This window comes from Psychrobacter sp. M9-54-1 (genome assembly GCF_016613355.1).
Taxonomy (GTDB): domain Bacteria; phylum Pseudomonadota; class Gammaproteobacteria; order Pseudomonadales; family Moraxellaceae; genus Psychrobacter; species Psychrobacter faecalis.
In genome coordinates this window covers 281,153-297,968 of the sequence record NZ_JADGFW010000006.1, presented here as the reverse complement: position 1 = coordinate 297,968, position 16,816 = coordinate 281,153, and the positions used below count along the sequence as shown (strand labels likewise).

Below are 16,816 nucleotides of genomic sequence, written 5' to 3'. Positions count from 1 at the left end.
GGTGTATGGTGGCTAAAACACTCTACCTATTTAAGTATGGCAGTTAATTATTACAACGCTTACCTCACGCATCTGCTAGCATGTTATGAATGGCTTATTTAGGTTAGGAGTAAAACTAAATCAAGTTTAAATGGGGAAATTAAAACAAAGCATGTATTACGTAAATTTAGTTCAATTTTAGTGGGAAAATATTTAAATTATAGGCAACTATTTCCTGTTATCTGCCGAAAGTTATCTGATCATGTGAGAGCTTGCATTATGAATAAATATTAATCTGAACCTGCATACAGTATGTTAATAATATCGAATAATAATTTACATTAGACCTCTTGCACAAGTCATAGGTTAAGCTCGGAATTAATGATACCAGCAAACAGCTTCATTCTAAGATCATAGCGCTGACGACGGTTGCGATATTTATGAGCCACGATTTTAAACAACTTTATTAAGCCTATTTTGTGTTCAACCACAATACGGAACCTTGCCAGATAGTGATTGGCCTGTTTGCATATCTCCAATAACTGACCACCACGAGGTTTCTTAAATGGTGTGAAGGTTTGCTTATGTAGATTTGCTATACCCTGATAACCACTGTCTGCTAGATAGTTAGTATTCTCAGGCAACCAATCAGGACAAGTATCTTTATACAGCTTAAAATCGTGGATTGACCCTTTACAGGTTTGCACATCGAGTATCAAGCCGGTTTGCCAATGGACGATAACCTGCGCTTTTAGGGTGTGTTGTTTTTTCTTGCCGCTGTAGTAGTCGCTTTGGTTTTTTTTGGACGCTCAATTGGGGTTTCGGTGGCGTCGACAATGACGACTGACCAATTGATGTCCTCATCGACACGACTGGGCAGCTTTTTAGGCAATTCAAACTTGCCAGAGTCAATCAGTGTGTCTTCTACTTTACGAATGATACGGCTAGCAGAAGACTCATGAATACCAAAGTCCATACTGATATGATAAATCGTGCGGTATTCACGCCAATAAGTCAGGGCTAGTAGTATCTGCTCCTTAAGACTGAGCACACTTGGTCTACCTGATTTGGTCTTAGATGCTTCATGCTCTTGCATGGCCTCAAGCATGTCATAAAAGGTGGCTTTATGAATGCCTGTATAGCGTTTAAAACCAGCGTCACTTTGTTTGAGTAGCTTATCTATGTTTGGCATATCTATTAAGTAAGTAGAGTTCAATAATATACGTTGTGTCTTACAACTACTTTTGCAAGAGGTCTATTGTATTCATCCTTACTGAACCCGATATTTTGAATGGTTATTTGCTTAATATAAGGCATTGATAATAAATTTTTTGGCACTTGATCAATGCTTGAAATAGGGTTTTCATAAAAATATTATCACCGTATATGAGATGATTATTAAAAAGTTATTCAAAGTATTTTACGAACTTTACTTAGTTTTTACTATAGTAGATTCAATTTAAAAATGTTATAGCGCTACTGGTATAAATTTCCTTGCGTGCTGTATACACAGAGGCTGCGAAAAATTCATCCCAGTAGCGCTTTGGAACTTATGACAGTTTTGTTTTGAACTGACTATATCAGCGTTTTGCATATGTTCTTAGGACATCCAGTCTTTGACCATAATAGAGTGGTGTAGGACAGGTGTTTTTAGCGTGACACCGTGACAAGTCTTATTCTATATAGCTTAAAGGCATTTAACATTCGTGACAACATAGTTGCCTACTAGAATGAAGGATAGATGCAAAGCCATATTGTTTAAGGTCTGTCCCGGTGTCACGCTTATAATAATGCGAATTTTATGAAAGTTAATAGCTCTTTAATGGATAGTTATATTATGTCCTATTAAGTGAAGTTGGCTAGCCTACCTTAAACAGTCAAAAACCCTTGAAAATGCCTTTTTAAAATTAATCAGTCACATGACACCTAATTTTGTGTATAAGGCTTTTTTACTTATCATATTAGCGTCTAATGGAGCTAAACGTAATGCAGCTTTTAAGTAGGCTACTGCACCTGAGTAATCACGCATTTGCTCACAAACTAGTATTAATTGGCAAAGCACTTTAAATTTCATTGGCGTCTTTTGATTCACTTTTTCTAAGAGGGCTCTTGCTTCTGGATACTTAGCTTCGAGACCAAGTATTGAGGATTCGAGATACATTGTAGTAGTGTTTTCTTCTGCAGCTTGCTTCCGCTTTAATAGCCAATATTTAGCCTGATTAATATCACGAATTTGTAGATTTGCTTTAATGATTAATTCGAATAGATCTAATGGATGCTGCAATTCGCCCTCTAACAAAACTGCTCTGTTCTCTTCAACAATCTTTTCAAACTCAAACAAGCGGTTCGCTCTATATAGTGCGATGAGTTGTTGGTGTAATGCTTGTAGATCTTTACTACGATTGTACTCTTGGGCAGAGAGTAGAGCGGCTTTTTGATAGGCTTGCTCAGACATGGCAGCTATTACTGCACTAGACCAATCTTGCTCAGGCTTACTTTGATATATAGGGTTGATAGTTATTGATTTAAGTTGTTTCTCAACGGCACTATCAAATGCTTCAACTAATAGCGATACTGACTGATACCTATGTCTAGGTTGTTTTTGAAGGCAAGTCAGCACTACTTGCTCTAAGTCTGAGTGAATAAAGTTATTAATTTCTGTAGGTCGCCTAAAAGGTGCATGGCGTTGAACTTGTGCCGGCGTATTATGTGGTAGTTGCCCTGTAATTAGTTGGTACAGTAGTACTCCTAGACTATAGATATCTCCCAGTAGCAACTCTTCCAAGCTACCTCTCCGGCTATCCACATTAGAGAACTCAGGTGCTGAATAGAGCACGGTGCCGCCATTTTCCCTAGAGCGAACGTAAATTTCATCAGGTAAAGCTGAGCTACCGAAATCTGTGAGCTTCACTAAATCTTGTTCGCCCACTAAAATATTATGTGGTTTGATGTCACCATGAGAGATTGGCACTGATAGATTAGCCAAGTAGTGTACAGCGTCAAGTACTTGCCGATAGATACTGAAAAGTCGCTCGTAAGTTTGACCAAAATTTCTCTGATGGTCATCTAACTTTTGCGCCAATGTTTGACTGGGAAAGTATTCCATTTCAATATAAAACCATTCATTCTCGATTCGGCCCATATCAAATATCTGTACTATATTAGGATGCACCTCAATCCCTAGTAGCTCTTTTCCTTCAGCTAATTCTCTATCTTCACGTGTCATATCTTTAGGTATTTTAACTGCAACAATTTGATTATCTTGTAAGCGCTCAGCGCGCCATACCCAGCCATGACTACCATCACCCAAACATTCTAGAAGTAAGTATTTATCACCCAAGCGTTTATTTGTGCCTGGTAAGAAATGTGCTGACTTTATATTCACAGTAACACCTCATTGTGAATTCGGTCTAATGCTATTGTTGACAGGATTTTTATAAATATAAACCTGCTAAGAGTAACTTCTAAATTATGATGAGCAGAAATACGGTTACCAGTTGAAGAGGTAAAGCCATATTTACAGATATTTTTTAGACTTTTTACATCAGGTGCGTTTACCAATCCTTGGCTCCAAGTACTGAGTACAAGTTGTATTGGGGAGTGCTGCCATCGCTGCGCTGATTCAAGTAGATTTTTTAATTTCTCTTCTAGCTTAAGCTGACTAGGTTTTGACCCATCGTATCGCTCAAATTCAATTAAGCACAGCGGTTTTGTTGTGTGCATCTCAAACCATCCTGAATCTGAGCGTATATCTGCACCAGAAGTCCCAGGCGCTGGACATTCAACAACTGCCATGTAACCTTGATCATGACCGAAGGTATTCCAAACACTACAACCTAAGCTATGTACTAGAACATCTTGATCTATAAGTTTTGCACTGGTTAATAATGGAAAGTTGTTTGATACCCACTCAAAGTTGGGCAAAGTCATATTAGCCATTAAATGAGCCCCAAACACGTAATACCTCTGGCGATTCACCACCATGAATGAGAGCTTTACTACCAACTTTAACTAATAGGGGCGCAGGGATTGAACGTCCGCATACTAATGCTTCACCAGTAGATAGACTTGGTAACTCATCAAGGTCAGCTTTACTTATCATATCTGAGGCCTTAGCAATAAAGCGTTGATCGTCTGGATTCTTTAGTCGCATAGTAATTAGAGTGTTACATTGTGAGGTTACGTCAGGATCTAGTTTAGATGGTCGTTGGCTAACAATGCCAAATCCCACACCAAATTTACGTCCTTCCCCGGCGATTTTTTTAATAATGCGATGACTAACAGCTTTACCGCCTGCAGGTGCAAAGCTGTGGCCCTCTTCATAGATAATAAAGCAAGGACGAAGTGGATCTGTTTTACTTGAAGCCGCTTTAAGGATTTCACTGGATAATAGAGCACAAACGACTTGTTTTGCTGTATCGCTGAGACCTTGCAAGTCTACAACAACTAAGCGTCCTTGTTGGTTGTTAGGACGACCAATCATTTTGTATATGTCAGTGGGCTCTGACATAGCAGCACTATAAAAGCTTTTGCCCTCATTAAGAACTCTAGATAGCTTCATAGAAGCAACTGCAGCACTTCTACCAGAGAGTGCCTTTGCTTCTGCTTCAGATAAATCACTCCATTCTTTTAACTCTTCAAGTCCATCACCTAAAAAATGTCTCAAGCGGTTAATGTCTCGTGGTTCAGTCTTATCGGTATAGCGCCAGTAACGAATAGCAACGTCTAAGACACGTTGCTGTGGTTCAGTGAGTCCTGGAAGGATTTCAGCGATATCATCCATCTCAAAATGATCAAACTGCAAAGCTAAAGGAATGTTCTTACTAGCATATTTGTGTTTGAACTCCTCATTTTGCGGTGTATAGATTTGAATGCCAGCACCGGCAGCTTGAAGTTTTTCAAAAGTTTGTTTTATGATCGGTAGGGTTTCTTTATCACGCGTATCTTCACTAATCTCTAAGTTATCTGCAAACTGTAAGTTACCACCAGCAAGTGCTTTACCGTATTCGCCGTGAGGATCAAACACTACGACTGTACCGTTATTGAGAGTTACCAAGCGTTCAATAATTCTACCTACTGTGTATGACTTCCCTGAACCTGTCATAGCTAATACTGCCATATGCTCAGTCACTAACTTGTTCACATCGATAAATACTGGAACTGTATTTTCGCCCTTGTCGTACCCAACCAAATTACCAAGGTGTAGGCTTGTATGCTCATTAAATTCGTAAAAATCACTTAAAAACTGAAAATCAACGGTTTCTACAGCAGTTCCGGGATTTAAAGGTCTACGTGGTATTTTTATTTGTCGTGAAATAGGATCTCGATATCCGACTAACTCAACTTGTGCGAACATATTCTCGCCAGTAACGTTTGCACTTGGTAGTAGTTCTAACTCAGTAACACCATCACCAAACCCAGCGTTGTAAAGCATATTGCTACGATTAATTTTAGTTATTCTCCCTAATACTGCTACTTCGCCTTCATCTTTTCTTTCTTGATGCATAATACGGACAAATTCACCGCGTCGAACAGCGAAAGAGTCTTGCACGACCATAGTTAATTGGTTTGCGTCACCTGTATTACCAACGAGCTTTCCCAAAACTTTATATACCATTATTTAATTCCTCATCTAAGCCAGACAACCAGCGAGTTTCAATATCATTGTTTTTAAGTGCACCATGTAAGCTTTGGCGATAAAACTTAGTAAATTTGGGCAAAACCCCCAGTTGCTGATAACCTAAAAGCTGAGGTAGTGGCATAGCATTAGCCTTGCTTTGCATATCAAGCACCATTAAGCGAGCTGCTACTAAGTCTAGGCCTGTCGTTTCCCAGTCTGGCTCGTCGCCAGCAAGCTGTACCATCTTTATTTGGCCACCACGAGCACTGCGATAATGAAAACCAATTAAGCCTTGTTGAACTTCCATACTTGGCTCTATACGATTTTCTTTTTCAGATAAACGAAACGCAATAGTACGTGAATAGTTTCCTAAAACCCCATTGATGAAGCGCAGATCGCCAACTCCAGCTAGGCTTTCATCTAAATCAGCTAAGTTCATCATACGCTCTTCAGAGAACCCGTCACTTAGAAGTATTTGTTGACGACCTTTTTCTGAACGTAAATCTTGTTTGGCAATACTGACGATAGCGCTAAAGCGCTCGGCTAATATGCTGGCAAGAACTACACCTTTTTGGTTCCATGGAAACAGTTTTGCACGGTGTTTTTGCCAAAATGTCTCAATAGCCTGTAAGGTATTTTCATATTCTTGCTTATGGCGAATATTTCGATCGAGTGGTGCCATATCCCTTGCCAAAAATAGCGGAGTATCTAGTAAGATTAAATCACAGGACTCCCCACTTAGTAGTTGTTTTTCCACTAATTGATAAGCTTGACGAATCTCTATCAAGTCTAGACGCTTACGCTGTGCTTCAAAATCAATATCATCGAGTTCGGAAACAGAGTCGCTACCTTGTGTGCTAACTTTATTGTCTTCAATCAGCAAGTCCGTGCGGACAGCAGCACTAGCATAAATAAATCCGCCAAGCGCTCTATCTATGCAAGATTTAGTTGCAATGCCTGATACCCGGAGATTAACCACAGTTGACTTTGGTACTGCTTTAACCAATCCAGCATCACGAAACAATGGAGCCACTTGCTCAATGTCTCTAATTTGCTTAAGCAATCTACCAGCACTTCCTGGCAGACGTAACTGGCTATCTATCGCTAAAGACTGTGCTAAATTCATATTTTTCATTATTGCGTCCCTGTTCTTAACTGTTCGCATAATAGCTCAGCATAAGCCCAATAGTCAGAATTCATGAGTACATTAGACCCTTTTTCAGTTAGTCTATTTTCACTAATAAAGCCGTATTGGCATAGATCTAGCCAGCGTTGATCAATTGCTAGGGTAGAGGTGTCAAATAACATTTTAACCGTTTGATGCTGACAAATCTCTTTCGCTGTCAATCCTGGGATGGCATAGATTAGGAGTAATACTACCTCATCTTTTTTGTCAGGAATAAAATCAGCTTTATTAACTTCAACTATAGAGGGAGTCGTATCTCCCGAATGAGTAATGAGCCAATTTAGCCAATCCAATAATATATCGCTATGATCTAGTAGGTTTAGAGACCAAAGAGGTAAGGTGGTTATCGCAAATAGGCCACTGTTACTGTGTTTACGAATATATCGCGTATGAATTACATCAGCTACCTGATGAAGGGTTGCGTTAGAGCTGCCACTAAAACCTACAATTTTTTGGGTGGTTTCATCGGCTAGTAATTTTGTTAGGCCATCAGTGTTAGCATCGATAATATTTGGAGCGGCTGCCAGATGCCAATCAATTTCAAGCTCAGGTGCTTGCCAGCAGTCAGTTTTACTTGTTAACGGATCCACTACTAATGCTGCGCAACCAGTTTGCATTGACCAATGATACAAGGTTCGCCAGTCTTCTACTTGGTTTAACTCATCACCTTGCACCAGTAGTAAACCTTGTCGGGGTGGGTTGGATTGCCAGTCACTCGTCAATGGCTGCGCTTGTACAATACTATGCAAAAAACGCCCTTTGCGATTACTACCCAGTTTAGCTGATATATAGATTGTCACTAAGCCCCCAAGCTTTCTGCAAAAGTTAAACGCATTTTTAGGATGCCTTTATCTACCAATATTTGTTGTTGCTGGATGTTCAGCTTTGGCTCTTCATTCTGATTAATGGACTCGTAGATACGTTGCCACTCATCTAATGAAAGTTCAGTCCCACTAAGTGCTTTATTAGCTATTTCTTTCCAGTCATGCAATGTTCTATCACATATCAGTAGCACCTCACTTACCATAAGTTCTTGCATCTCTGAGAGATTCAATACAGTAGCATGAGGGCTAGAGTGCTGCTGCGAGATGAATAGAGGCTTTAGCATGGGTAGCCAGGCATTAACCTCTTTAATAGCACACTCTTTCATTTGATTTAAATGTTTACTGATCTTTATTAGATCGCCATGTATGGGGGCGATTTGACCACGGGCAGGCTTTAATAGCTCATCTGGCAAATCTCGAAGGGCAGTAAACTGACCATTACGAAGGCTGGCTTGTATCAGCTGTCGTTTTTGTTCAGCATCAGAAGGCAAATCTTCTATTGCGTCTTCGATTAACTGTAGTTTATTAATCAATTTAGGTAGTTCTGCTATATCGTCTGGATGGGGGTAAGCAGCAGGAGCATCTGCTAGCTGCCTGTGCAGGCTCGCGGCTTGAGTCTTCTGTTCAGTTAAGTTGTCCAATAGCTTTTCAAAGCGTGTTTTAAAATCACGGTAACTCGTCAGAATATAGCCTTGAATCTCAGCAAGAGGCAGTTGTTGTTCGCTTTGTAGGTTCAATCCGACTTCAAATGCTAACGCATTCAATTTATCCTGTGAATGAGGTAAATCGAGTTTTCTTAAATAATGTAACAGTGTATCGCTACCAGCTTGCTGCTCTCTTTTACCTGTGACACTTGTATTATCTTCTTTCAAGGCTCCATCAAGAATATGGCCTATGGTACGTAAAGAATTAGTATAAAGAGATTTTGGAAAATTGCTTAGAGTAGAGATATCGTTCTCAATGTCTGCGATTAAGTCGATTAAACGTCTATTAATTTTTTCAGCACTATCTTCAACGAACTCCGCAAACAAACAGGCTTGTTCGACACGCTGGAATAATGAGGTAGTCTTATCCTCTAAGTTTAAGTCATGTGAGCTCTTTAAGTTTATTTCAGAGCATTGCATAGGTTTTACTTTTGCTACTAGTGCTAATACATTAGCTCGTTTAGCGATTAGACCAGCAAGTACACCTGTATCACTGAGGTGAGAGATATCCTGTAATTGCTCTTCTTTTTGTTTCAGGTCTATAAAAAGTTGGCGAGCTTTCTCAAGTTGCTCTTTGGCTTCCACGGTAGCGTAACCTAATGAGTTTCGACCAATAGGTGCAAATATATCGTCTATACGACCTTGACCATAGACTCGGCTCATCACCTCAACTTTGGCTTTGTACCCATCGATGCTATCGTCATTAAACCAGTTATTAGCTTCGATAATCGCATTATCTAATCGGGATCTTGGATAGTTTTGCCATAAAGCTTGTCTATCGTTAGGGTTTTCCAAAGTTAGAAGGTTTAGTTCACCACACCACCACATCCACTCATCGAATACACTCTTCGCTGTATTATTGGTATCACAAATATAGCCAAAATAAAATTTCTGTTTGAAAGATTCGAACTTCCAATTCCATTGTTTATTGGGATGGGCGATACGAGATAAAAACAGTGGAATTTGCGCCTGACTACGCTGCGGATTATTAAGCTCAGTAAAAAGACCTGCATGTTCATCAGCAGTAAAGCCTTTAGATATAAAGCTACCAGGAACTTTTAATTTGTCTAGTAAGCTTCCGAGCTCGTCCGATGCAACACCATGTTCACGTTGTAAGTCCATCAGACCGTTAAGGTTGGGATAGTCGATGGCTAAGGTATACCAGCCTTTAAATAATAAGTTGCGATCATTCGTTGATAGCTTGCCATCAGCTTTAAATGGCCAAGCAATTAAACCCCGTTCATGCAAACGATGTCGCCATTTTTGAATAGCATTGGTTGCAAATGTCGTTAGAGCATTTAGCTTATTCCTAAATTTTGCTGTAAAGCTCTCAGTGTTTAAAGTGATGCTGTGTTTTTCGCACAGCGCTAAGCTCAAGCCTATACGCTCTAACTGATCTGTTTCGCTGGAATTCACATAGTGTAATAGTACCGCATCACGCAGTAGAGAATCATTCTCTAAACGGCTGTATTGTTCCATTAAGTGAGCAGAAGCCGTTAGTGCCAACACAGGTGTGCGACCATTTTTGCGTGCGTAATCAGATGCAAAGTCGTGCAATTGGTCCAACTCGGTTTTGTTGCTTATCCATGCAAGTAACACCTTACCATCAGGATGTAGTTTGAAACCATCTAGTGTAAACAATCCGCCTCGTGGTTCGCTAAGCAGTACTAAAGGCTGACCATTACTACCAGCACTATTACTTAGTAGGGTTTGATCGTATCTCCAGTTGTTGTCTAATAAACGGATAAAGCCTGTCAAACGAGCCAAAGATTTTAGAATGGGCTTGTGATTACTGTCCTGTAAAAGCTCAGCCATGGCTTTTTTGTGACCATCGCCCATACTAGGGTCTTTAAAAATAAGCGAGTTTTGTTGCACGCTGCGGTAGCGCAAGTCTAGTCGTAATAGCATCGCAACGCTGGGTCCAATGTGGGTCGCTTCATTTATATCAAGCTCGGTCGCTTCACCGACCAGTTTTTGCCATAGCGCATCGGCGGCAAATTCAATCGCTGGATGATCATATAGTAAGCTCAGTAAGTGCTTAAACTCACCTTTAGACAGCGGTAGTAACACGGCATGTTTATCTTCGCTTTGGACCTGCTCTTTGATAGAAAAGGTAGATATATTATCGAGCAAAGTATCTAAGCTAAGGGCTTGTTCTACAGTGGGATAGTACCATTCTTCACCTTCACGTCGAAATTTGGCTTCTTCTAGAGCTTTTCGACATTGCCAGCGTTCTAGACTTAACTGGCGGTAAAGAGCGGCAATCGGCTCTTCATCTTCATTTTTAAGCGCTAATAAGTCTTGAGCATTTGCTATTTGATTGATTCGAACAGGTAACTGACCATATAGTAAGTTTTTACATTCAGCTAATAACGTTTGATCACGAGTTTGAATGCCCTCAATAGCACCTTTATCTAATACATGTTTGGCCACTCGACCAGAACCTGCAAGTACTGCTTCGAACAGCTCTCCAATATCACTTAATTGACGATTCGCTTGTTGATAGTGGTATAAAACAGCGTCAACGTTAGCCATAATGACGTTAAACCAGCCGAAGTTTGCACCGCTCATCGCATAAGCTGCCTCTACCAAGCCAGTAGGGTATTCATATGCCAGTTTACCGTCTGTCAGTAGGCTTGCTACGTAGTCAGAAACATCGGCAAAGGCATTATGCTCTAGCTCAACCAATTCAAACCGACGCGCAACAGATTGAATCTCCCGAAGTTGTTGCCCCAGCAGGGGTGAACATAGCGCCACATAACGCAGCCAATGTAGCTTACGACGAGGGTCCTCTTCCTTGATTGCTTTACCAATTAAGCGAATAGCTTGACCATCTAAGCGTTTACTATCATCATCTTCTAATCCAAAGGTGGCAGCTTCAGCTACAGTTTCCAGCTCGTCTAAGACTACAAGCACATAAGATATGCCAAAGCGTTCTAATACTTTATATGCGGCTTGAACAAGATCTACTACCAATGTCGGATCGGTATATAAGTCTTCTTCGCTATGGTTGGCATTGAGCTCTAAAGCATCCGCCAAATCCTGCGCAGTGAAACCAAGCGGCATTAAACGCTCATAGGCTTGCTTGGCAATTTCACTTTGAATTGAACCATCGAATTTCTGCGTTGCTAAAGGCAATAATGCCTGATACAAGCCAAAGGCAAACCAGTTATCAGAATTCTGATAGTCCGAGGCAACTTGAGAGTAGCGAATATAGAGCGCTAAATATTTATCTTGCGCTTGTGAGTCGAAAAGCTGCTGATCATGTAGTTTGCCATTTTCATCACGTACAAACCAACCTCTAGAACAGTCATTTATTTGTGCTACCAGCTCATGGCCCAAGCGCGATTTACCGCGGCCCCATTCAGCCTCTATCGCAAAAACATGGGCAAAACGGTCTTCTTCATGGTCTACGGTGTGTAAAAAGGTTTGAAAGCGCTTGAAAAATCGACTTTGGCCTACCAACGGATCACTCGGTGGATAGTCAGAAACACCAGTAGCCGCCCAGCGATGTTGCTTGGCAAGCGTAGCAACTGATTGATCATCTAGTTCAAAATTCATAGCCCACTTCCTTGAATGTTAATAAGCTTTGCTGCCCGTATATCTCGAGCTGTCTGTTTAATAGCCTGTTGCAGGCGAGTGCTTCTGTAGCTAAAAATAGGTGCTAACGGCAAGCTATAGCAAGCGTCACTAAAGTTTGGATTGATACTATAAAACCCCACTTCGTTGCGCCCACCTTCTTTAAACTGCCAAATTTGCCGACTTAGTAGGTTTGCTACTAGTGGTGCTAAAGCTCGATTAAGATCATGAGGATTTGGTAGTTGGGGATAAAGCGAGATATCTAGGTTATTGAGTAGGGCTATTAAAAACGCTGCAAAATTTCCAACATTGACCTCATCACCTTCCACACCTTGTACTATTAAACTAATTTCTGTTGGCGAAAAAGCATTCTGGTTACTGGGTAATGTAAGTAATAAGCTATCGCGTTGTTCAGCTGCCCAGGCATCCTGCACAAAGACGAGTAAGCTCAGAAGGAATAACCAAGGTTGCTGTGTGAATAGGGTTAAATGTGAAGAAGTATCGCTACTTGAACCTCGTTCAGTGAGTATCCATGATGGGTGAGGTCTATTTTGATTTAACAGGGAATAAGGTAGTGCTAATAAGCGTCTTTCACACCAGTTTTTATCGAGGGCTTTGGGACGAGGATCAATGGATGGTAGCGGGGGTAGTGTGGATTCAGCTTCATGAGCACTACGCTGAACGAAACTATGCAGCTGATAACTGGCTTTTAGAATCCTAAGTAGTGCTGGCAAGGCGGCATTGTCATGCAGGCTATGACCGATTAGCTCATGCTCTAGATCGCTTAAAGGTCCAGCACAGAGTTGAGGGTTCACAGAAGTGTCTTTGAGGACTTCTAGTACCCATGCGCTGGCATTACCCAGCTGGCTAATGATTTTAATCAGTATCTGCGGATCACGCATGCTACCAGCTTCACGGCAGCGTGCAGCAGCCAAGCATAACCAATGTGCACGGTAGCTTGGGTTTAAGCCTAAGAGAGCCAGTTGCCATTCACCAAGTTGGCTTAATGTGCTAAACGCCGTCAATAGGGACGCAGTCAATATATATGCACTCGGTGTGTCTGAGTCTTCATCGTCGCTAATAGGTTGTAGCAGTCCATTTTGCAAAAGTGGCATAGCAGCGAAGACCTCAGCCGCTTGTTCGGCGCTTATGCCGCCTCGTTGCCAGAGTAGCGCGCAAATTGTGCTGGCACGTTCTGCCTGCAGCAGTAATGAAGTTTCGCTGATAGCCGTCATCGCTAGTCCTCACTGTCTGCAGCGGGAGTGGCGCTCGCTAGCAATCGATACAGCTCATCTATATCACTGAATAGTGGTGCGGCACCCTCTACAGCATAGCCTTCGCTACTGAGTTTGCTTAAGATAGCTTTATCTAGTGTGTTGTCGCCATCTTCTAAAGCTTGTTGAGCTTGTATCAGTTGCTCTTCGGTTAGTTGGCCTTCTATTAAGGCTTCGACTAAGGTTTTGGCGGAAGTTACTAAATAAGAAGCCATAAAGTAAGCTGCTTGAGCGTTTTCCAACCATTTACCCATAGTTTTATTATCTTGATGAACCGGAAATATTAAATCATAAAGATCGTATTGGTCGATACGAGGATGGGTTGAACCGCTCGCTAAAGGTTTGAGTTGACGAAGTCCGATATCAGATTTTAATACGCCGTAAATGTACCATCCGTTAAGTCTGTCTTTAGGTCTTATGCATAGTAACTCTGTTGATCCGACAGAGCCTGCAAGTGATCTAGGTATATAAGATATTTTGTTAAGGTAAGGGCGTAGTTTAGCGACAACTACTCCTTCATTTAATATTCGGGAGGTTCCAGTAACTCCACTTTTACTAATAGTCGAGGGTGATAAAGCACAGGTTTTAGAACTAATAGAATCCAATCCAATATATGTTGTATCTTGCGAATAATCAGATCTTGTAGAGCCTTCAATATGAGCTAATTCTTTCAGCTTAACTGCACCGCATTTTTTTAAATATAATCTTATTCGTAAACGTTCTTCATCAAATGCACCTGGGTTTAATGTATATGACACATCTTCAATAGGTGCTATTGAATATTTCTTCCCAGTACTCTTGTTCTTAAAAGCTTCAGGGTAGAAAGATTTAAGTTGATCTTCAAAATTAAGTTCCAGTGAAATAGCCCAAGCACGTAGTTGCTCAGCTTGGCGAACTTTTTCTCCGATGTATTGTTGGGATTTTGAATCGAGTACTGGAATGTTTACTTCGCGAATTTCCTCTAAATGGAGGTTTGTAATAACGCCAGTCTTTGCTGCTCGCTTGAACTGCCATTGTCCACCAAATGAGTTAAGAAAAACACATACGTAATCTGAATCAAGTTTCGCATTGTATCTCAGAAGTGCAACGCTCACGAAAAGTCCTACTTCAGGGTGCCCTTCTTTATAGACGCTAGCTGTACCTACTTTGCCATTTTTAGATATTAGAATATCACCAATAATTGGACTGCATTTAGTTCTTTTTAATTCAAGATATGATCCTTCACTCACGAATTTAGTCTTTTCAAAGTCTATTTGATTTTCGCCAATATTAGTTGAGCTTAAAAACTTTATTCCTTTGTCTGTATAATTTGGTGTTTGATGAGTTCCATCGGTAATAAACTCACATAGATCATCAAGTGATTTCCATTTTTCATATAGATTACTCAAAGCAGATAGCTGAGCCATTTTTTCCGGACTATAATATTCTGCTTCTATACGGTGTTTGACAATATCCTGCGGCGAAACTCTATTTATAAACATTACTCACCCCGCTTATAAGCAGAAGCAATTATATCTAAGTCATTTGGCACGCCAGCGTTATAGTCTTCGACATTATTTTTTACCAAATAGCCTAGAGTGTCAGCTACTGCCATAAATACATCAGTCTGTGGCTCAGGTAAGAACTGCTCCGGTTGGTCAGGGCTGGCACGGCGCTTTTGTAAATACATAATCGACGTCTTAGCACCAGTGCCTGACAGTTTAAAGCAATCACTGGGTAGTGATATCACCGCCTTGACGATTGCCTTGCCACCGACGAACTCGCCAGTTTGCTCATCTTTTTTACCCATAATGTACTCACGAACATAGCGGTCGCCTGAGTTGCATAATATGCCATCAGGCAGTACAATCATGAGTCGTCCTCCGGGTTTGAGTAATTGCAAGCAGCGGTCTATAAATAGCACAGCCGGGTCAATGGTCGCACCGACTGGCTTCCAATTACCTTTATTATCAGGCTTGCTACCTAGAGCTAAGCCTGATGTAGAGGGGACAAGACTGTATATAGGCTTTTTATCTGTACCACCAGTGCGACGTAGGTCAGTACGGTAACCGGCCCACTTAGGGTTACCCTCCTCATCGAGGTATAAATCACCCGTATCGTCCCAACGCATTTTTAGATGATCGTAATAAGCGTTATAACTATCAACTACCTTCTCTGTTGGACGAAAGCCTCCAAGTACTTGTTCCATATTCGCTTCATAGTTCTTTTTTGAGGATTGCCCGTTCTTACCTTTATCGAATTTTGGTGTGCCAAATGGGGGGTTGGTACAGATAATATCGAAGCTATTGGGCTTGAGCGCTTTAGTTGTGAGCGAGTTGTCCGTATAGAATATCTGAGCTTTTGGGGCACCTTGCAATGCCATGTTCACCCGTGCTAGCATCACCATACGCGGGGCGGCATCGGCGCCCGTAAAGCCTTCATTACGTAACTTTTGCTTTAGTGCTTCTTTTTCAGAATCGCTTAAGCCTCCGAGTTGGGTATCAATGAGATGGTCTAGCTGACTTAGTGCGACTGAGCCAAAGCCAAATGAGCCACAAGTTGGATCGCAGAATCTGAAATCACCATTGGATAAGCGTGCGATAGCCTCATCGTCATTAGCGATATCATGAATGGCTATCTCAAGCATGGCTTGTTTGACTGGGTTAGGCGTAAGGTAAACCCCTAGGCCTCCTTTAGACTCAAAGTTAGCGCGCAGAAAGACATCAAATACTCGGCCTAATAAGTCACCAGAGACATCGCCTAAGGTACCTTGTTCTTTTGCTATGCGCCCATCATTACTAATAACGGGACCAAGGTTTTGTAAGGCTTCTAGCAAATCTTCATAGTTCTTTGGCACCGATAATCTCAAATGAGTATCTTCTGAAAATATAGCGTTATTTGAGCCATCATCACTGGTAACAATATAGTCCTCATGTGATTTAAACTCATTGAAAGCATCTTTGATTAGGTTGACAGCTGTTTCACCTTCTTCTTTTACATACTGCCAATTAAATACTCTGCTAAATAGATGCTTATTACCTTGTTTATCAGTGAATTGAATGTCGGGATGATAAATGCGGAAGCTTTCTAAAAATAACAGTTTAGCTACTTCTTCGATAATGTCGTTTTTATCGTTAACTTTATCTTTAGTCACGCGATACACATTCTCATGAAAGGCATCAAAGCGGTGCATTAGACGAGTATAAATACGCATTGACCAGCGGAAAGTAGGATCTCGCTCTAACTTATCAAAGCTGTTTAATTCCTCTAGGCTGGGGAGGGTATCGACGCCATGGGTACCGTCAGAGCCATCAGAACCAAATAGACTTAGGACGCGATTATTAGTGCCATCACTGACGACAGCGAATACTGGCCAATCGCTATCAGTATCACTTAGTAGCGTATATGCTAAATTATCAAACTTAGCCGTATCAGCAGCATTCTCCCAATGACCTTCTGCTAGGGCTAGTAACATGACAGGTGGCGTCAGATTGCCTTCTACCATTCCTTGTATTAAGCCTGCTTTGGCAAACTCGTGTGATGATAGCTCTAATACAGGTTGATCGAAATTTCGATGTTGTTTGACTAGTTGGTTAAATAGGTCAGTGAGTTGAACTTGTTGCTCGATTTTATTGTCTTTTGCCATGATATGTTTTAATTCCTAAGATTTG

The 16,816-nt window shown here is 41.1% G+C and carries 10 protein-coding genes and 1 pseudogene; all 11 read right to left on the bottom strand.

The window, feature by feature from the left end:
* Window positions 1-338: 338 nt before the first annotated feature.
* Window positions 339-722: pseudogene (locus IQ457_RS04630) on the bottom strand (transposase family protein); the annotation flags it as partial.
* A gap of 8 nt (window positions 723-730) precedes the next feature.
* Window positions 731-1,171, bottom strand: coding sequence for a transposase family protein (locus tag IQ457_RS04625; protein WP_200662258.1), 441 nt, complete (start codon window positions 1,169-1,171; stop codon window positions 731-733).
* 723 nt (window positions 1,172-1,894) lie between these two features.
* On the bottom strand, window positions 1,895-3,364 hold the full coding sequence (locus tag IQ457_RS04620) for a serine/threonine-protein kinase (RefSeq protein ID WP_227684687.1): 1,470 nt from the start codon (window positions 3,362-3,364) through the stop codon (window positions 1,895-1,897).
* The gene (locus tag IQ457_RS04615; RefSeq protein ID WP_200662257.1) at window positions 3,361-3,918 is read right to left on the bottom strand and encodes a hypothetical protein; all 558 of its coding nucleotides are present in this window, start codon (window positions 3,916-3,918) and stop codon (window positions 3,361-3,363) included. Before IQ457_RS04615 ends, IQ457_RS04620 begins: the two co-directional genes overlap by 4 nt.
* Window positions 3,911-5,596, bottom strand: a complete 1,686-nt coding sequence (locus tag IQ457_RS04610; RefSeq protein WP_200662256.1) for a helicase HerA domain-containing protein — start codon at window positions 5,594-5,596, stop codon at window positions 3,911-3,913. The genes IQ457_RS04615 and IQ457_RS04610 overlap by 8 nt, the downstream gene beginning before the upstream one ends.
* Complete coding sequence (locus tag IQ457_RS04605; protein WP_200662255.1) at window positions 5,586-6,734, bottom strand: hypothetical protein; 1,149 nt, start codon at window positions 6,732-6,734, stop codon at window positions 5,586-5,588. The genes IQ457_RS04610 and IQ457_RS04605 overlap by 11 nt, the downstream gene beginning before the upstream one ends.
* Complete coding sequence (locus IQ457_RS04600; protein ID WP_207161690.1) at window positions 6,734-7,585, bottom strand: hypothetical protein; 852 nt, start codon at window positions 7,583-7,585, stop codon at window positions 6,734-6,736. Before IQ457_RS04600 ends, IQ457_RS04605 begins: the two co-directional genes overlap by 1 nt.
* Window positions 7,585-11,874: a hypothetical protein gene (locus tag IQ457_RS04595; RefSeq protein ID WP_200662253.1), complete on the bottom strand. Its 4,290-nt coding sequence runs from the start codon at window positions 11,872-11,874 to the stop codon at window positions 7,585-7,587. Before IQ457_RS04595 ends, IQ457_RS04600 begins: the two co-directional genes overlap by 1 nt.
* Window positions 11,871-13,127, bottom strand: coding sequence for a hypothetical protein (locus IQ457_RS04590; RefSeq protein ID WP_200662252.1), 1,257 nt, complete (start codon window positions 13,125-13,127; stop codon window positions 11,871-11,873). The genes IQ457_RS04595 and IQ457_RS04590 overlap by 4 nt, the downstream gene beginning before the upstream one ends.
* 2 nt (window positions 13,128-13,129) lie before the next feature.
* Window positions 13,130-14,647 (bottom strand): restriction endonuclease subunit S, encoded by a 1,518-nt coding sequence (locus IQ457_RS04585; RefSeq protein WP_200662251.1) that lies wholly within the window; start codon window positions 14,645-14,647, stop codon window positions 13,130-13,132.
* On the bottom strand, window positions 14,647-16,791 hold the full coding sequence (locus tag IQ457_RS04580; protein WP_200662250.1) for an HsdM family class I SAM-dependent methyltransferase: 2,145 nt from the start codon (window positions 16,789-16,791) through the stop codon (window positions 14,647-14,649). Before IQ457_RS04580 ends, IQ457_RS04585 begins: the two co-directional genes overlap by 1 nt.
* Between the last annotated feature and the right edge of the window lie 25 nt (window positions 16,792-16,816).